Origin of the sequence: Blautia sp. AF19-10LB, from assembly GCF_003461245.1 — a bacterium.
GTDB classification, from domain to species: Bacteria; Bacillota; Clostridia; order Lachnospirales; family Lachnospiraceae; genus Blautia_A; species Blautia_A intestinihominis.
On record NZ_QTWS01000026.1, the window covers coordinates 42,152 to 59,862 of the forward strand.

Consider the following 17,711-nt stretch of genomic DNA (forward strand, 5'->3'; position numbering starts at 1 on the left):
ACTATAATAAAAACATCACAAGGACAGGAAGTTTTTCATGGAACATTCATTACATGTAACCCATATAAAAATAAAAAGATCACAGCTTTATCTCACAATACAGCTCCCCAGACCGGATATGAAGATTCAGGCAGAACTTTTTTATCAGAATTCTTCACAAAATTTCCGGCATCAGCTCCGCTGTGTTTCCAGAAATCCACAGAACCTGATCTTTCAGATCGATGTCTCTGTTCTGGAACCTGGTGAAAACGACTGGAACCTGCGGCTGTATTCAGACGACTGTCCAGACTCCTGGATGCCTGTTATTGGCAGCCGTCTTCGCATGCAGCTTATTCTCGGCAGCTACTCTGTAAAAAAAGACACATGTCTGTTTTTCCCGATGGGGAGTACCGGGCATCGTTTTATCCTGCGGAGCCGTCCACTGCGGTCATACGACAGTCCTCTTTTTCATTTTAAAGAACTCGCCGCTTTTGGTCTTGGCAAACTGATGAACCCACTCTTTAAGAAACGGCATATCTGGCTGATCTATGAAAAATACTGTATTTCTGCTCAGGACAATGGTTTTTATTTTTTCCAGTATTGTATGAAACATCTTCCAGCAGAAGAAAAGAAAAACATTTTCTTTATATTGGACAAATCTTCCCCACAATGGAAGGCCACACGGAAGTATCGTTCCAATGTCATTCCATTCCTGAGTTTCTGCCATCTTCTGTACCTCATGACAGCCCGGCTGTATATTGCTTCTGACAGCCGGCTTCATGCCTTTGCGTGGAAACCGATGCCAAACCTTATCTCCCGGGAGATCAACAAACATGATATTTATTTTCTCCAGCACGGTGTTCTGGCATTGAAGCGGGTAGAGAATCTTTTTGGAGCCAGCGGCACAAGTTCCATGACTTATTTCACAGCTTCTTCCGAAATGGAAAAAGCGATCATCGAGCAGGACTTCGGATACAGACCAGAACAGATCCCTGTGACCGGTCTCAGCCGCTGGGATGTTCTGAAAGACAGATCAGATCTTTCGCATCCTTCCATCCTTGTTATGCCAACATGGCGAAGCTGGCTGGAAGACCAGAGTGATGAAACCTTCCGGCAGAGCAGTTATTACAGAGAATATGCTGCCCTTCTGAATGATCCGAAACTCCGGGAATTTCTGCATCAGACGCATACCGAACTGATCTTTTATATCCATCCGAAACTCCGGGAGTACATCTCTGCTTTTCATGCAGATGATCCGCTGATAAGGCTGATCCCATTTGGCAGTGTTCCGCTGAACCAACTTATTATGAAATGTTCCATGCTGATCACCGATTATTCCAGTGTATCGTGGGATGTTTATTATCTTGGCAAACCGATACTTTTTTATCAGTTTGATCTGGACAAATACAATGAAACAAATGGAAGCTATATCGACATGGAAAAAGATCTCTTCGGCGAACGCTGCCTTACCAGAGAGGAACTGCTTCCGAAGATTCACGAATACTATGAAAATGGTTTTAAAGAAAAGACTGCATACGCAGAAATGCGAAAGAAATATCTCGCTTATCACGACCACAACAATCGCAGACGAACTTATGAATTTATAAAAGACCAGGGCTATTAACGCCCCGGTCTTTCTTCTTATCCTATCAATTCTGTTAATACTTTTATGAAAAAGATCACGATCACAACCACGATGATCGGCTTAACGATCTTGCTTCCATTACTTGTAAAGCAATGGCTTCCCAGATAATTTCCTATCATATTACAGCACCCTGCTGCAAGTCCCAGCGGAATATACGCAGCCCCGTTGAACAGAAATACTGCAAGTGCCGAAATGTTTGTAGTCAGGTTGATCGCTTTTGTTGTCCCTGCCGCATCATGCAGAGAAAGATGACAAAAAGCTGTAAAAAGCAGCATCAGGAATGTGCCTGTTCCCGGTCCATAGATTCCGTCATAAATTCCAACTGCAAATGCGATAACGATACATTTCATGATCAGATTCGGAGTTACTTTATCTACCACTTCGTAATCTGGATTTTCCTGTAGTGCTTTGCTTCGAAGCACATAAAAAAGAATGATCGGCAGCACGATCAGCATGGCGATCTTCAGTACTTTCTCATCAATCATCAGTGTGATCCTTGCCCCAAGTGCAGATCCTATAAAGGCCGCTACAATGGATGGTGCACAGATCTTCCATTTCATAAATCCCTGACGCAGATAATAAAAAGATGATACTGCTGTTCCCATACTGCTGCTGATCTTATTTGTTGCGATCGCTGTATGCGCCGGCAGACCTACGATCATATAGGCCGGAAGTGAAATCAGCCCGCCTCCGCCTGCGATCGAATCCACAAAACCTGCCAGAAATACAAAAAAGCATACAACCAGATAGACTAAAACAATGTGTTCTCCCATAACTCTCCCCTTGTTCCTTGTTTATTTTATCTCTCAGAAATCAGAGTAGGACGCAGCATCTGCACATACTCTTCATCCAGAACTTCTCTCAGAAAATCCACATACTCCTGAAAAGACAGTTCCCCATCCGGTGTGAGGATTTCAAAATCTGTATGATATACATTCGCAGACAGCCCGGTCTCTTTCAGACCATTTCTCAGGTAAAAAGCTTTTCTCCGTCTACGATCCTCTGCATTTTCCGCTTTCTCATCCTGTGTCTCGATCTCAAAGATATATTTCTGGTTCTCAAAATGCGCAAGAAGGACTTCCAGCCCCTTACTTCCATAGCCACAGCTCCGCTTCTCCGGTGCTATCGCATAGTAATCCAGAAGCACACGATCCCCGCTGATCATATTGATGGCAAGTCCTACAAACTCATCTTCATCCACCATCGCAAGCATTTCCATTTTGCCGTCATTGACAAGCTGCTCCATTACATGCAGCGGCTTTTTTTCCTGCTCCGGAAATGCATTGTCATACAATTCATAAAGCTGTGCTTTGTATCCCGCTCCCTCATCTGCGATATTTATTAGTTTCATAGTTTTCCGACTCCTGTCTGTTAATTGCTGATCATATCCGGCCAGGAAAGGATCTCCGCTGAAATCTCCGCTTCATAATCTCCTTCAATATCCTGGCTTCTTCCAGCCTCATAAATATTGGTCTCTGCTCCCCAGACTCCATCATGATATTCCCACACATGGAATTTCAGGCCGCGGAACATAAAATCAAGGCTTCCGCATCCGTCTTCTTCTGTGTATTCATATTTGATATTCTTTTTTTCCAATGCATCCTGTACTTTTTGTAATCGCATTTCTCTTCCCCCCAACTGTTTATCTGCAAAACTGACTACTATTATATGCAAAATACGCCTGAAAAGCAAGTTTATCTACTTGCAGATAGATCCGGAATGCTTTATGATAGTAAAAGACTAAAAAAATACGAGGAAGTGTACAGCTATGACTACAAAGATAGTTTTTCATGGAAGTGACATAGAAAAAATATGTGAGTACTATCATTTAAATAAAGAAGATATCGTAAAATTCGGTGCCAATGTCAATCCGCTTGGACTCTCATCCAAAGTCAGGGATGCACTGGCTTCAAATATTGACCTTTTTTCTTCCTATCCGGATCGAAATTATACTTCTCTTCGAAATACAATTTCTGAATACTGCAATATTCCGGCTGACTTTATCCTCCCGGGAAATGGATCCAGCGAGCTGATCTCTCTGTTGATCCAGGAAAGAGCTCCGAAGCATACCCTGATCCTGGGACCAACTTATTCCGAATACTCCCGTGAACTTTCTTTCTCCGGAAGCACACAGGAATATTATCATCTTCAGGAAGAACGGGATTTTTGCCTGGATATTGATGATCTCTGCAAGACGCTCGAAAATGGTTACGATTTCCTTATTCTCTGTAATCCTAACAACCCGACTTCCTCTGCGATTACCCAGAATGAACTCCGTAAACTGATCGCTTTCTGTGCTAAGCATAATATTTTCGTGATGATCGATGAAACTTATGTAGAATTTGCACCGGATATCAATGAGATCACCGCAGTTCCGCTTACACAGGAATTTACGAATCTCATGGTTCTGCGTGGCGTTTCCAAATTCTATGCCGCACCGGGAATGCGTCTTGGCTACGGTGTCACCGGAAATATGGATTTTCTCGCCAAAATGAGAGAGAAACAGACACCATGGTCCCTCAACAGTCTTGGTGCCTATGCCGGAGAATTAATGTTCAAAGATCAGGAGTATATCCAGAAGACCAGAAATCTGATTCTTTCTGAAAGGGACAAACTTTACAAAGAACTGAAAGAACTCCCAACATACAAAGTTTATCCTGCGTATGCAAACTTTATCCTGCTCAAGATCCAGAAACCGGGACTTACTTCTTCCGATGCCTTCGAAGCCTGCATCAAAGAAGGGCTCATGATCCGTGACTGTGCTTCTTTCCAGTGCCTTGACGGAGAATTCATCCGCTTCTGCATCATGATGCCAGAAGATAATACACGTTTACTTAACGTATTAAAGCAGCTGTGATCCAGCTGCTTTTGTCTTATTCTCTACTCTCTTTTGCCTTTCGTTTCTCTATCATTTTCCACACAGTTTTACAGAGTTTTGGTTCCTGGATCACAAAGTGGATCGTTGGATTTTTTGTTTTGGAAAGCATAATCCAATTTTCATCCATAATGGATACCTGAAGATTTCTGAATTTTGGTGCAGAATTTTCGATCAGAATATAATTTGTATGGCTGGCAGCAAAATTTCTCGTTTCTTCAAGATGTTTTTTGTATAAATCTGCAGAATACCATAATTCCTGACCGCCAAAGATACCTGCCAGCGGGATAAAACAGAATTGAATATTCGTCTCCTCCTGCACGGCAACTTCATTTTCCATTTCACTGTGTTTCAAAATATCTTCCACCCTTGTTTTCTGGTTCAGATAATAATACTTCAGCTCTCTTATAAATTCAGAAGAAAAATAGTTTTCGGAAATGATCTCATCTAAAGTCGCTTCTGACATTGTGTATAAGGGCAGTGACGGAAGGATATTTCTCCGTTTTCCCTGCTCCTTCTGATCTTCCAGCAGAAACCTGGAAAATTCCTGTTTATTTTCTTCTCTGTACACTTTCATCAGGACATTTGCCCTTGAGATCAGATTTCGGATCTGTTTATTGTAATAAGCCACTTCCTCTTTCTTTTCTGTCACATAGTATTTGCTGTCTTCATCGAAGCCCCTGACCGCACCTTCGCGCAGCGCAACTGCACCTGAAACTCTGATCCCGTTACAAAAATTATTTCTCCGGCTCTGATAAAGACAATAAGACTCCATCTGTCCCGCCATATAAACCGGAATCCATTTTTCCATCCCAAGAAGAAGTTCATGGAGCGATCTGCTCATATTATGGATAACTACCAGTTTCAAACCTTTTTTCTGCAGAAGCATAAGCCCCTCGATCCATCGATTACAAAATTCCGGATTTCCGAAGATATTTTCAACAGGCATATCGCTGTAATGAATTGACGGCTCCATAGATTCCGAAGCCAGCGTCAGCCTGATAAAATTCATTTCTGCCTTCATCATTCCTTCTTTTCCATAATATATTTTTCGTGTCGTAAAAGGGAGGGTCACATAGGACTCTCCCGATTTATCAATCTTATGCAGGCATTCATTCAGATCAAACTCATCTATTTTTCGTAAAAATATATCTGTCGGATCAACCAGTGGATCTTCTCCGGTGCACAGCCATTCCTCCAGTGCTTTTACAGCTTCTTCATCGTTTCTGATCTTATCCTTCTCAACTCCCAGTAACTGCCGGATCCCTGTACGGTCCGCAATATGATGTTCCAGAATATATGCCGCGACCTTTCCTGCAAAATCCTCCGGATCTGCCGGTCGCCTCTGTCCGCTCTTGATTCTCTGAATATAGGAAGGTTCGTAATACAGCTCCTTTGTCATCTTGCTGACTTTGATCTCAAGCGTATCGATCAGCATATTCAGATTTTTGCGAAATCTCTCATAGTCAAATGAAGTTATTTCCAGCTGCTTCTCAAGTATCTTATAAAAGTTTTCTCTGGAAAATCCAGTATATTTTTTTCTGTTACTTAAAATCTGCAACCCATCGAGTATTTTTTCTAACTGTTCACTTCTCTGCTCCGGAACTCTTTTTCCTGAAACATAGCGATTTACCGTACTGGCCGGCAGATTTCCCGCCTCAGCAAGTTCTTTCTGTGTACAGTTCATTTCGTCCAGGCTCTTTCTCAGTTCTTCATGAAACATCATAAGTGTACCTTCCTGCCAATGCTTTTTTGCACTTTTGTTATTTTATGGTGCATTATAGTATAAAAATATAAACCACGCTTATATTTAGTACAAATATTTCTATATACGCAACATTATCTCACCATATGCAGATACTTTTCCTTCGTAGCAAGTCCCCCACGGATATGACGCTCCTGCTTGTTTACATCGAGGACCTTCCTCACTTCCATTGCCAGGGATGGATTGATCATTCTGAGACGTTCTGCACAGTCTTTGTGTTTGGTTGTCACTAATTAGAACGGTTTCATCTAAGCCTAAATCACCGAAGATTCGTAAGTAAATATCTACGTTACCATCCTTGTCTACTTCAATTTTCTGGATAATCCGTTTAAGCTGTGCATTGGTCATCTGGTGAACATCGGAAATATCTTCAATCTCTTTAAACGTGCGATTCAAGATTGTTTCCAGTTGTTCACCTTTTGTCAGGTGATAAGCAACCATTTTCAACTCATTCTCCAGACGCTCGATTTCCTGTTTTGTGCCGCCGATTTTTTCATTCAGTTCCTCACGTGTAATGAGGTCATCGGTGTACATATCCATGTATTTCTGACGCATTTTTTGAAGCTTGTGAAGCTGTGCGTTCAATTCCTTTTCGTAATTCAGGTTCTCATCCTTGGCTTTGTAAACCCTCTGGAATTCGCCTGTTACGTGACGAATTACATTTTTCTTTGCTTTCAGCAGCTCGGAAAAGTATTCGGACAGAACTTCAATCAACTCTTCCTCGTCCACTGTCTGAGCATTCGGGCAGCTATCCGCCCCACGTCCATTATGACCGGAACATACCCAGCGAATATAAGTATTCTTATAAGTACGAACAGTTCGTCGAAATGACCAGCCACATTCCTTACATTTAATCAGAGTAGAAAACAAATACTTATTGCTCTGCCGTTCCTTTGTTAATTTAAAAGTCTTGCTTCTGCACTCCAAAATCTCCTGTGCCTTTTCATACATTTCCGGCTCAATAATCCGCAGTTCCGGACGTTCTGTTACCATCCACTCCGTTTCATCTTTTTCCGTTCTCTGTCCGGTCAGGAAGTCAGTTACTTCCTGCTTTCCATTGATAATTTTTCCGGTATAAAGTTCATTCGTTAAAATCCGGCACGTCGCATTCTGGCTCCACTGACAATTACGCTTTGTTCGGATGCCTTTCGCATTCAGCATGTTTGCAATCTTGGCGGCACCATATCCTTCTTCGATATACCATTTATAAATCTGCCTGATAACAGCTGCTTCTTCCTCGTTGATTGCCAAATTAAAGTAATCTCCAATGGTTTTATCATATCCGTACACAATATTCGGAACTCGTCCTTTTTCAGCATTCATTTTCTTGCCGAATTTCACACGCTTTGAAGTATTGGCACTTTCTTCCTGCGCCAATGCACCGAAGATTGTCAGAACAAATTCACTGTTTCCCATGCTGGTCATGTTGGCCGTCAAAAACTGTGTCTCGATTCCTAATGCTTTCAGTTTGCGGACATTCTGCAGAAGGTCTACAGTATTTCTGGCAAAGCGAGAGATGTCCTTTACTACTACCATATCAAATAGTCCATGTTCAGCATCAGCCATCATGCGTAAAAATTCTTTTCGATTTTTTATTTTCGTGCCTGAAATACCCTCATCTGCATATAATCTAACTAAGTTGTCACCAGTACGCTGGGTGTACTCAGAGAAAAATTGCTTTTGAGCTTCCAGACTGTTGAGCTGATCAGCTTTATCAGTGGAGACACGACAATAAGCAGCTATATTCATATCTAATACCTTTCTGTTATATTTAAGTCGTTCTGTTACAACTTTATTGTACCATCTAAAATGTAATTGTAAATAGCAAAATAAGGAATACCCTTTCTTCAGAATATTCCTTATATGCATTACTCTTCGATAAAAAAATTTTCTAACAATAGCATAATGGATTGTTCATCAACATTACCTGGTTCTTTTAAATTTTTTTTCTTTTTATTCAATAACAAATATGTATCTGTAAAAACATCTTGTATCGTCCCAAGGCATTTATCTTTTGCTAATTTAACCATCAACTCAAGAATTACACGATCCACATAGATATGCAAATGTTCTCCTAACATTTGTATTCGTTTATGGCTTTCCCCTGCATGAACAATAGCATTTCTAAGCCTATATAAGCGATAAAGATGCCATTCAATTCTTTGACAATACTTTTCGGAAAGATGCCATAATTTTTCGCGATTTTCTCTTTGTTCATATAAGTTATATATTTTATAACGTATATTGGGATAATACTTAAGCTCATTCGCAAAATAATCTTCTCGATATTTCTCATATTTTTCAAGAAATATAAAGCCTGCGATTTTACAAATCTCTTTATCGAATTCTGTTATATCTTTAAGCAACAAACTTACTTTTCGATTACCTAAATTATTTTTCAAATCGTCAAGTATATTAGAAAATATGCATTCGAAATAGTCATTTTGTAGAATGGAAACTATATTATCAGTAACGCTTTCAATTTTGGATTTTGAACTATCTGTAACACTTGCAACCTCCAACGCTGACCACAAATTAAGAAATGCATCATTTAAGTCTTGTTGATTTAATGCCGCATTATGCAAATCAACAATCTTATTAAGCTGAGAATAAGTTTCCTTTCCTTTTTCTTGGCATCCCAAAACAATTGTATCTATTTCAGTTTTAAAATTTTCTCGTGGCTCAGGCTTGATACTTTTATACCCAAACGCTTTTACGGGAAGAATTATTCCCTCTTGGGTATCTTGTCGAATTACCAATCCGTTTTTACCTATTACACTGATATTATCATTCAAAAAAACTTCTAAATATCTCAAAAAAATTTCTAATGCAGAATACGCTCGTTTCATTGCTGAATAATTATCATATGCCTTTGTTTCCATAACCCCTATAAAGGACTTTTGCTTTCTTTTAATCTGTTTAAAGCAACCATCATCTTCAAACGAAATATGCAATCTTTCATTTAACAACTTTTGATATGGCTTTAATTTTTCATAAAAAACAAAGTACACTTTGTATTTACCAATTTCAAAATCAAACCTATTCAAAAAAATCTGTGCTTTTTTTTCTGGATCATTTATACTTTCCTCAAATATATTTCTCAGGAATCTATATATATATTCCGATGAATATCCATGCCATAGCAAAAAAGCAAGCCAAGCACGAAGTCCTTTTTCAATTTCTGTTTTACGGTTTGATTCCGACAAATTTTCTTTCAAGTATTTACAACATATTTCATAGTACTTTTTCTTTGGTATCTTATTGAATATATAATGTACCGCTGTTCTTTGATCTTTATCTAAAAATTTTGCCATCTCTTCAATAACTTCATATTTATACAACTCTCGAACAATAACGTCTGTCATTAAACTCGACTTAATCTCTTTTGCAATTATATCTAATTGATATTGCTTAATACTCCCTTTCACCACATCTTTTTCAGTATCAACATATTCTTCTAATAATGTTTGTGTATTATGAACAGGCGCTTTAACAATATCATCTGAATAATGAAACAACATTTCTTGTAGTCTTTGAACAAAAAATAAATATCCATCCTTAGTAGATGTCCAATCTTGTGTAATATATTTCATTTTTCATCCCCCTCGCATTTTTGTAAATCAATCATTTTTTATCAAGTACCACTTTGCATACCTATTAGTTCCTGTTGTAACAACAATTCCATCCTTTTTCATTGCCTGTAACAAATTAGAAACCTTCTTCGATTTCTGTTCATCGCTAAGTACTTCTGGCAATGCTTTTTCCAGTACTTCCATTAAATCTCTTTTGCTGGCTTCTCCCATTGACTGAAGTGCTTTTATAATTAACTGCTTGCAAATATCATCATCTAACCCTTTATTTCGAACATAAGCAGCTTTCTGTCCGACAATATCTGCCACCTTGAAAGATACAAAAACATTAGGATAACGTCCTTCCACAAGACCTTTTTTCTTCAAATCCTTAAAGCTTTCTTTAGAAACTACTTCCTGTTTCTGAACTTTATCCAACAAAAATACAGTTCTCATATCTAAATCTTCATTGGAATATAAAAGCTGAGTATAATTCTTATCCAATATCTTTCCGTACACAGTCACTGTAACTCTATTAATTGTGTTCAAATCATATGTCGGCAATGGGAAGCATTTATCACGCTGTATCTGATACATCATTGGTATTCCCATTGAATTTGTATCAATCATATACAGATTTACCATTGCGTTACACAAAAACACATTTCGATAATACGGTGGTTTATATCCCGGTTCCAGTGCTTGTTCAATAGTTTCTGGTATAAAAGCCCCCTCATTGATAAATACCAGTCTGTCCTCAAATTCCTCTACGTTGATTTTTCCACGCAAGCGATAGTCCTGATGAGCAATACAGTTATTAATAATCTCTTTGATCAGCTCTGGTTCATATTGATCTACTTCATCCGGAAACAAAGTCTGCTGTCCGGCAATATAACGATACTTTACATTTCTGATCCTGGAATATACCTTATCCACTGCCATTAACATCGGTATATCAAAATGTTCATAAGCTTTTACCGAATTATCTGCATTATAAAGTGTCCAGGTAATTCTAGGAATAAAGCCATCAAAGAAATATTTAGCCTCACTTTTTCCTAATAACAATAATGCCGTTCTGGTGATTTTTCCTTTTATTGTAATACCAGCTTTATTTAAAACCTCAATATCAGACAGTTTCTTTAAAACTTCCTGTGCTTTTTTTCGATCACTCTGACGTTTTGAGAAAAGTTCTCTTGCTCTTTTAATCGCTTCTTCATCCAAGTCTTCTATCGTTGCATCTTCTACAATTTCTTTTGACCAATCCATTCCTATTTGACTTCTAAGTAGATCTACTTTATTCATCGGAAGCGGTGATATAGATTCATGCTCTCTGGCATACGCTGCCCCTTGCCATGTTGTCGGAATCCCCCTAATAGCTGGAGGAATTTGAAATGCTATCACTCGACATTTTTCCATTGTCAGTTCGTATATCTCCAGAAATGTCAATCGTTCATTGGTTCCATTTACGATTTCCTTTTTCAAACTTTGCAGACTTCCCTGTTTCCGAAATTCCGTTCCTACATATCGTTTATCATCCGAAATTCCGAAAATCAGCCACGCCTCCTGTAATCCCCGAAGATTTGCTTCATTGCTAAGTGCAGAAAAATATTTACCAATGTCATTAAACGAATAATTTGTGCGTGCTTCTTTAAATTCTACAACTTCATTTTCAAAAGATTCTATCATGCGAACAATCTTTTCTTTTAATTGGCTATCCGTATATATCATATTCTTCCGCCTTTCAAAATTTTCTATGACTAAATTCTATGACTAATCTATGACTTTCTAGAACTAATTTTAACTGATTTTCAGACAGAACACAAGCAATAGCAAAAAAATAAAAGGCATCCCACGCGCTACGCAGGACACCCTCCATCATGTTTTGGTTCATTGGGAAGCTCATCCGCTGCTTCTTGTATTGCCTGTTCCACCTTACTTGCATTTGCTTCAATCAATATCTTTAACAGATAGTCGGCGGTTACTTCCGCAGTGTTTGGATTATGGAATCGATAATTAAGTTTTCTCTTTTTCATAGCGGAATTTCCACCTCCTCCCGTATGTCTTTGTCCATAACTATGAAAATGTTTTTTGAAATAGTCCTGCCAAATGCCATTCCTGTTCAACTTAAATAGATGCCGGTCAAAGGGGCATCCCTGTTGTAAACCACCGCTGTAAACAAACTCCAAAAAATCTAATTCTTTTTGTTTTTTCAGTTTTCTTTCCTCAATACCAAATTACTCTTATATATCTGTTTACTGTTTACAAATTCTACAAGTCAAAGCAATATCCATAGAAAAAAGTGTAAACAACACGCCAACTACCGTAAACCTGACTGGCATTTTACTGGAAAGGTAACTCCACCTGCCGGGCTTCCTTCTCAGTAATCGGATGCCAGTCATTTTCATTTTTTAAGTCTTTTGCGTCTCGTTTACAGTTTTCGTTTACACATACCCACGAACGCTGTGTACCGTAATCCTTGAATCTTGTCATCGTCCCCTGTTTCCAACCCACAATGCTTGTATTCATGATTTCACAGATGCGGTCTGTCTCCGCCTTCTTCGGCTTTACATAAGGATTGTCCAGTGCCTCTTTAAAAAGCATCAATGAACAGACTTTTCTGTCTTCATGTTCATCCAGCCATGCCTGTATCATTCCGGCTTCCGTATCATCCGCCATGAACTCCTGCCGCAGTTTATCAAGCTGTGTTTCTGTTTCCTTTGAAAACGCCAGTTTAAAATTTCCATTACGGTACAACATCATTGCTTCCGCCCACACCTGATCAATATACTGTCTGGATTCCTTCTCATTTTCGAGGATATGAACCTCCATCTCTGCCCGGTTCGTCTGAACCGGAACGAATCTTCGATTTCCGGTACGGTCAAACGGCAGGAATCGCTTAATATTGGATGTTCCTCCAAATACACATTGCCTCGGACGATCAAGAGCATATACTGCATAAGAATCCCGATAAGTCTCTTTCTGCCTGCTCAGAAAGCTCTTTGTTTCCTCAATACTCTTAGAGCGTGCCGTTGCGACCATTTCAGACATTTCAATCATCCAATGACCACGAAGCTGACAATAAACTTTTTCCGAATCCAGTTTGCCGATGTCATCAGTGAACCAGTCATCCTTTACTGCCATGAAACGAAAAAATGTAGATTTTCCCACGCCCTGACCCCCGACCAGACAGAGCATATATTCAAACTTAATTCCGGGGCGGAACGCACGGGCAATAGCTCCCAGCAAAAACATTTTCATACTTTCATAGGTCAACTCATCCACAGGTGCACCAAGAAAATGATGCAGCACATAGCGGATACGTTCCTGCCCATCCCATTGCAGACTGTTCAAATAATCCCGGACAGGGTGATATTTGTTCCGATCTGCCTGATGGACAATACTTTTCTGCACAATCTTATCCATCGTCAGACCGTAAGTCTCTTCCAAATAAAGCATAATATAGTTCAAATCCATATCTGTGAATGCCGGGCTTATCCGTTCCCACCACACGGGTTTTACAATGTCTGTCTGCTCAGTCAAAATATTGTGCCGGAATACATCTTTTAACAGAGGATCATGTTCTAAAATTAGCTTACAGTTATGCCGATTGTTTTTCACAGCACCCTTCTGTGTCATTTCCAGTTGTTCTCTGATTTCCTCTACTGTCAACTCCGTTTCCATTATATCCATTACTTCGCACAATTCCTGTCGTGTCTGTGGTGATAAAGTCTGAAATTCTCTGTTCAATCGCTGTCACCTCCTTCCCATGAGCCACCACTACGGCAACTCGTTCTTCTAATGTGCCTGATAATAATGTATCCAACAGGTACTCTGTTTCTGATATTTTTTCCAATGCCTCCATAAACAGCGGATGCCAGACATCTTCCACCTGTTTCGGAGCACACTCTTCTTTCCACTGTTTCAACAAATGCAGGTAATCTGCCAGTGCACGGAAATATCTATTTTCTGCCTGCAGATACCTCTGTTCCTGTGTTAGCTGTCGTTTGATTTGTTTTCTCTGTGGCGGGCTGTGCCCCATGTTCTCATAATGTATAGAAAAATCTCTTGCCAATTTCTCTGCCGCCTCTTTTGGTTTTAAATTGTACAAGTGTGCCGTAAAATCAATCACATCCCCATCTGCCTGACATCCGAAACAATGAAAACGCCTGTCCACTTTCATGCTTGGATTCTTGTCACGGTGAAATGGACAGACCGCCATTCCATTCTTGTTTACCCGTATTCCATAGCTTTCTGCAGCCTGCCGGGTAGTCACAGACTGTTTAACTGCTTCAAATATATTCATCCTTTTCCTCTTTTCTTTACATCACAACTCCATATCGTTCCTTCCCAATTTAGTTCTTCCTTCGTGTTCCCATCGCTCTCGGTTCTCCTGTTCCGCAGTAATTTTTGCTTTTGCCAGCCTATCCAGAATGGAACTTCTGGCTTTTTTCTTAATCTGTTCGGTATTCACCTTTTTGACTTCCGGTTTTATCAGCGTGGTCTGGATTGTTTTAACTGCTGTCTGCATAGCTTTTGTAATTTTGGTAATTACTCCGTCCAATCGACTTACAGCATAAGTTCTTTCTTTTTGGGAAGCCTTGCGCTCAGGGGAAAGCACCCACGCCTTTGACTGTTCTACCAGACGAATGTCTTCTTTATGGGTTTCCACTCTGACCTCATCCGTCACAACCTCCACAGCTTTGTCGTAAGCAATATCTGAAACTTCATCGATCAAAGCTTCTACTTCTTCAATTTTCAAAGTAAGTGTATCCAGTATTTCTGTCTGGTTTTTCATCTGTTCCTTTTGCTTAAACAGGATATAATCCTGCTTTTCAAGATAATCTCGCCCTCCATAAGACGGTTCTTCTTCCAGATGCAACCCGTATTTTCGAGTTATATCAAAAAGCATTGTCCGGCAAATAGCATCAAAAGTCTGCTTTCGATTATTATTGCGGCCTTTAGGTTTATCCGGTTTTGGAAGTGCAATCCCTAATTCTTCCAGTGCTTTTTCCTGCTGGGGACAGATTTCCCCGTACTTATTCTCACAATCAAAAACATGACGTTCATGAATGTGCGGCGTTCCTTCGTCCAAATGCAGTGCCCAGTCCAGAATATGGACATGAGAACCGAACCGATTTGTGAACTGCTTTGTAAAGTCCTGTACGACCGCAAGTAATATTTCATAGGAAACAGATTCTTCTACTGTTCCTATTTGAAAAATAGTTTCCTCTGGACAGGTTTTATTGTTCTTTAGTAAATCTTCCACAGATCGGTTACGCTCTGTATGACGGGTTCTTGCATTTCTTTCATTCTGCGCTTCTATATATTTTCCATAATGTTCCTGATAAAAAGTACATTCAATTTTCTCAAAACTGATATCCTGAGAATCTTCTTCCCTGTTCTGCATTGTGGTATAGCCACGGTAACAGTCCCAGTAAATATTTTCTCTGACTCTTCCAGCATCAATATGTTCACTGTTTTCCAAGTCGAAACGGCGATCATTATGCCTGGGATTATAAGTGCCATTTTTCCCGGAGCGTCCATTGTGTCTTGTTGCTTTCAATAATTTTCTTGCCCTCCTTTTTCACGTTTTTCCAAATTAAATAAGGCAGCGAAGCTGCAAACCTGCGTGAATTTGCGTCAGGTAATACCCAGTACGAGTAGACGCACGCATCAACTCACTGGGCAATGGCTGCCGCCCTTAACCTGCACAAAAGACTTCGCTCTCCGCTCTGCTCCAGATTTAGTTACTATTCTCCGGCACCCTTCCATTCCCCTTTGCCATCCATTCGAAAAAAGCAATTTTACTAACCTTAATTAATCTGCCGCTTCGAAATGCCGGAAAACCGGGTGTATGAACCAGTTCATAAGCCGTTACTCTGGAAATCCCCATAATCCGCTGAATATCAGCCACATCCAGTACAAGAGGCAGTTCATCATAATTGTTTAATCTCTTATTTTCACTCATGTTGTTCCTCCATTTTTGATCTCATTTTTTTAGCTTCTCATTGCCGTTTTCTCTTTCCTGTTTCCTGAGTCATACTGCTGTCAAGGCATACAACACGTCATCCATTCGGATGCGCTCACTTCTTTTATCGAAGGTCATGGCGGTTTATCTCAGGTTAGACGGTCATAAAGTTGTCAAAGTACACTGCATAGTACGAAATTACCATTCAATCGTATCTTATCAATCTCATCTTGACTTTTCAATACTTTCGCGATACCATAAATGTAACTAATATTATATTTTTTAAAATTACCATACAAAACAGGAGCAAATAGAAATGGCTTATCAATTTATAAGGCAAGAACCTTGCTACGACCACATCCTCTTCGTTCTGGCATTGGATAGAGACAAAATGAAGGAGCGAATTTTAATCGGAACGGAACAGCAAATCCGTTTTCGACTGGACGGAAATAAAGATAACGATGTCATATATGATATAACACGTCCTCTAGGACGTTTTCTGATAGATTTTGAATATGATAAAGAAAAGAACTGGAATATATATGGACTTGCTCCCCTACGTGATGCATTGCACACTAACCGTTGGAAACAGCCTGCACTGGAACAGACTGCTGGTGATTTTCTGGCAAAAAAATATCTCACCGGTGATCCGGTGAGAATGTATGCTACATTCCGTATTTGGAATGAATATCTTGTTACAGGGGAATATCGTGACCGTAATACTGCCTGTGATCGTTTTATAGAAAAAATCCAAATTTTGACTCAGGCATTCCAAACAGAAAATGTCATGAATTTTAATTCTGATACCGGAAAACCAGAACGTTTTCATACTGGCAGTCTTTATTTCCGCAACACTCCTGCTGAAATCACTCGACTTGAACTTTGGTTTCCGGATAATAGGCGCAGAACAGAATGCGTAGCTGCCTATAGCTCTTTTTATCCGCTTATCACTTATTACTTGAATCGACTGAATGACTGGGGCCTTTGTTTCCGTCAGTGCAAAGTCTGTGTAAAATATTTTCTGGCAAAAAGCCAGCGTTATGAACTGTGCAGTGATAAGTGCCGTAAAGCACAGGCACTTCAAAACAAAAGGGAGTTTGATGAACGAGCCAGAGAAAATAACTATGATCTGCTTTATAAAAATGAATGCCAGAATTGGCGTAATAAAATCAATAAGTCCCAAAAAACTGCTAATTTTCCGATTGAACGCCTGGAAGAAATGAAAAATGCGTTTGACCTTTTTAAGAAAGAAGCTCTGCAGCGTAAGAAAGCTGTAAAGGCAGGAGCAACCAGTCCGACAGAATTCACAGACTGGTTGTATCAGCAGAGCAATATTATCTTAAAACTCAGCAAAATCTGAATCCATCCCTGTAAAGGAAAGGCAGCGAATTTACTCGCTGCCTGCCTTCTCATTGAACTTGTATCCTACACCCCAGACGGTTTGAATATATACCGGGTTACCCGGATCATCTTCTATTTTCTCACGAATATGACTGATATGGCTCATTACTATATTGTAATCGCCAAAATAGGATTCTTTCCAGACTATATCATAAATCTGTTCTTTACTAAATACTCTTCCTGGATTTTGTGCTAATAACTGCAGGATTTCAAACTCGGTGTAAGTTAATTCTATTTTTCTATTATCACGAACGACTTCTCTCCGTTTCAAATCAATCGCTATACCCTTATGCCATATTTTCGATTGAAATTGTATTTCCTGAAAAAGAAATTTCTCTCTGCCGGAATCTAACACAGAAATAACAGAATTTACCAAATCTTCCTCAGCTCCCTCGAATGATACCAGCAATATTTTTCCCACCTAATCGTCCTCGTTTCATTTAATACTAACTTAACCTATTGTGCTACTTCAAATAAATTATATGAAAACCTGTAAATGCGCAAAGAAT

General features: G+C 39.5%; 16 protein-coding genes. 3 read left to right on the plus strand and 13 right to left on the minus strand.

Going from position 1 to position 17,711, the window contains the following annotated elements:
• Window positions 1–37: 37 nt before the first annotated feature.
• On the plus strand, window positions 38–1,603 hold the full coding sequence (locus tag DWX28_RS13890; protein ID WP_118253135.1) for a CDP-glycerol glycerophosphotransferase family protein: 1,566 nt from the start codon (window positions 38–40) through the stop codon (window positions 1,601–1,603).
• Window positions 1,604–1,620: 17 nt separating this feature from the next.
• On the opposite strand, the gene DWX28_RS13895 is transcribed toward DWX28_RS13890, so the two are convergent.
• From DWX28_RS13895 to DWX28_RS13905, 3 genes are read right to left on the minus strand one after another with little or no spacing between them, the layout of a single operon-like run.
• Window positions 1,621–2,397, minus strand: a complete 777-nt coding sequence (locus DWX28_RS13895) for a sulfite exporter TauE/SafE family protein (RefSeq protein ID WP_118253138.1) — start codon at window positions 2,395–2,397, stop codon at window positions 1,621–1,623.
• 26 nt (window positions 2,398–2,423) lie between these two features.
• Window positions 2,424–2,975, minus strand: coding sequence for a GNAT family N-acetyltransferase (locus tag DWX28_RS13900; protein ID WP_118253140.1), 552 nt, complete (start codon window positions 2,973–2,975; stop codon window positions 2,424–2,426).
• A gap of 20 nt (window positions 2,976–2,995) precedes the next feature.
• The gene (locus DWX28_RS13905; protein WP_022213421.1) at window positions 2,996–3,247 is read right to left on the minus strand and encodes a hypothetical protein; all 252 of its coding nucleotides are present in this window, start codon (window positions 3,245–3,247) and stop codon (window positions 2,996–2,998) included.
• A 145-nt stretch (window positions 3,248–3,392) separates the two neighbouring features.
• Here DWX28_RS13905 and DWX28_RS13910 point away from each other — a divergent pair, with 145 nt between their 5' ends.
• On the plus strand, window positions 3,393–4,481 hold the full coding sequence (locus tag DWX28_RS13910; RefSeq protein WP_118253143.1) for a pyridoxal phosphate-dependent aminotransferase: 1,089 nt from the start codon (window positions 3,393–3,395) through the stop codon (window positions 4,479–4,481).
• A gap of 16 nt (window positions 4,482–4,497) precedes the next feature.
• On the opposite strand, the gene DWX28_RS13915 is transcribed toward DWX28_RS13910, so the two are convergent.
• From DWX28_RS13915 to DWX28_RS13955, 9 genes are all read right to left on the minus strand, one after another.
• Window positions 4,498–6,225: a helix-turn-helix domain-containing protein gene (locus DWX28_RS13915; protein WP_118253146.1), complete on the minus strand. Its 1,728-nt coding sequence runs from the start codon at window positions 6,223–6,225 to the stop codon at window positions 4,498–4,500.
• A gap of 99 nt (window positions 6,226–6,324) precedes the next feature.
• The gene (locus DWX28_RS13925; protein WP_442857735.1) at window positions 6,325–8,013 is read right to left on the minus strand and encodes a recombinase family protein; all 1,689 of its coding nucleotides are present in this window, start codon (window positions 8,011–8,013) and stop codon (window positions 6,325–6,327) included.
• A 119-nt stretch (window positions 8,014–8,132) separates the two neighbouring features.
• Window positions 8,133–9,857: a hypothetical protein gene (locus tag DWX28_RS13930; RefSeq protein ID WP_015541718.1), complete on the minus strand. Its 1,725-nt coding sequence runs from the start codon at window positions 9,855–9,857 to the stop codon at window positions 8,133–8,135.
• A 27-nt stretch (window positions 9,858–9,884) separates the two neighbouring features.
• Window positions 9,885–11,561: an RNA-binding domain-containing protein gene (locus tag DWX28_RS13935; RefSeq protein ID WP_117593511.1), complete on the minus strand. Its 1,677-nt coding sequence runs from the start codon at window positions 11,559–11,561 to the stop codon at window positions 9,885–9,887.
• Between the two features lie 128 nt (window positions 11,562–11,689).
• On the minus strand, window positions 11,690–11,866 hold the full coding sequence (locus DWX28_RS19590) for a hypothetical protein (protein ID WP_171030313.1): 177 nt from the start codon (window positions 11,864–11,866) through the stop codon (window positions 11,690–11,692).
• A 307-nt stretch (window positions 11,867–12,173) separates the two neighbouring features.
• Entirely contained in the window at window positions 12,174–13,523 is a 1,350-nt protein-coding gene (locus DWX28_RS13940; RefSeq protein ID WP_008707132.1) for a virulence-associated E family protein, read from the minus strand.
• Entirely contained in the window at window positions 13,432–14,136 is a 705-nt protein-coding gene (locus DWX28_RS13945) for a CHC2 zinc finger domain-containing protein (protein ID WP_008707134.1), read from the minus strand. The genes DWX28_RS13940 and DWX28_RS13945 overlap by 92 nt, the downstream gene beginning before the upstream one ends.
• 21 nt (window positions 14,137–14,157) lie before the next feature.
• Window positions 14,158–15,396, minus strand: a complete 1,239-nt coding sequence (locus DWX28_RS13950) for a hypothetical protein (RefSeq protein ID WP_008707136.1) — start codon at window positions 15,394–15,396, stop codon at window positions 14,158–14,160.
• A 180-nt stretch (window positions 15,397–15,576) separates the two neighbouring features.
• Complete coding sequence (locus tag DWX28_RS13955) at window positions 15,577–15,801, minus strand: helix-turn-helix domain-containing protein (RefSeq protein WP_008707138.1); 225 nt, start codon at window positions 15,799–15,801, stop codon at window positions 15,577–15,579.
• A gap of 316 nt (window positions 15,802–16,117) precedes the next feature.
• Between DWX28_RS13955 and DWX28_RS13960 the strand changes: the two genes are divergently transcribed.
• Entirely contained in the window at window positions 16,118–17,161 is a 1,044-nt protein-coding gene (locus tag DWX28_RS13960) for a hypothetical protein (RefSeq protein WP_118253151.1), read from the plus strand.
• A 30-nt stretch (window positions 17,162–17,191) separates the two neighbouring features.
• On the opposite strand, the gene DWX28_RS13965 is transcribed toward DWX28_RS13960, so the two are convergent.
• Window positions 17,192–17,623: a winged helix-turn-helix domain-containing protein gene (locus DWX28_RS13965; RefSeq protein ID WP_020993285.1), complete on the minus strand. Its 432-nt coding sequence runs from the start codon at window positions 17,621–17,623 to the stop codon at window positions 17,192–17,194.
• Between the last annotated feature and the right edge of the window lie 88 nt (window positions 17,624–17,711).

Coding starts and splice junctions, on each gene's coding strand:
- DWX28_RS13890 (WP_118253135.1), top strand. CDS start 38: ATGGAACATTCATTACATGTAACCCATATAAAAATAAAAAGATCACAG.
- DWX28_RS13895 (WP_118253138.1), bottom strand. CDS start 2,397: ATGGGAGAACACATTGTTTTAGTCTATCTGGTTGTATGCTTTTTTGTA.
- DWX28_RS13900 (WP_118253140.1), bottom strand. CDS start 2,975: ATGAAACTAATAAATATCGCAGATGAGGGAGCGGGATACAAAGCACAG.
- DWX28_RS13905 (WP_022213421.1), bottom strand. CDS start 3,247: ATGCGATTACAAAAAGTACAGGATGCATTGGAAAAAAAGAATATCAAA.
- DWX28_RS13910 (WP_118253143.1), top strand. CDS start 3,393: ATGACTACAAAGATAGTTTTTCATGGAAGTGACATAGAAAAAATATGT.
- DWX28_RS13915 (WP_118253146.1), bottom strand. CDS start 6,225: ATGATGTTTCATGAAGAACTGAGAAAGAGCCTGGACGAAATGAACTGT.
- DWX28_RS13925 (WP_442857735.1), bottom strand. CDS start 8,013: ATGAATATAGCTGCTTATTGTCGTGTCTCCACTGATAAAGCTGATCAG.
- DWX28_RS13930 (WP_015541718.1), bottom strand. CDS start 9,857: ATGAAATATATTACACAAGATTGGACATCTACTAAGGATGGATATTTA.
- DWX28_RS13935 (WP_117593511.1), bottom strand. CDS start 11,561: ATGATATATACGGATAGCCAATTAAAAGAAAAGATTGTTCGCATGATA.
- DWX28_RS19590 (WP_171030313.1), bottom strand. CDS start 11,866: ATGAAAAAGAGAAAACTTAATTATCGATTCCATAATCCAAACACTGCG.
- DWX28_RS13940 (WP_008707132.1), bottom strand. CDS start 13,523: ATGGATATAATGGAAACGGAGTTGACAGTAGAGGAAATCAGAGAACAA.
- DWX28_RS13945 (WP_008707134.1), bottom strand. CDS start 14,136: ATGAATATATTTGAAGCAGTTAAACAGTCTGTGACTACCCGGCAGGCT.
- DWX28_RS13955 (WP_008707138.1), bottom strand. CDS start 15,801: ATGAGTGAAAATAAGAGATTAAACAATTATGATGAACTGCCTCTTGTA.
- DWX28_RS13960 (WP_118253151.1), top strand. CDS start 16,118: ATGGCTTATCAATTTATAAGGCAAGAACCTTGCTACGACCACATCCTC.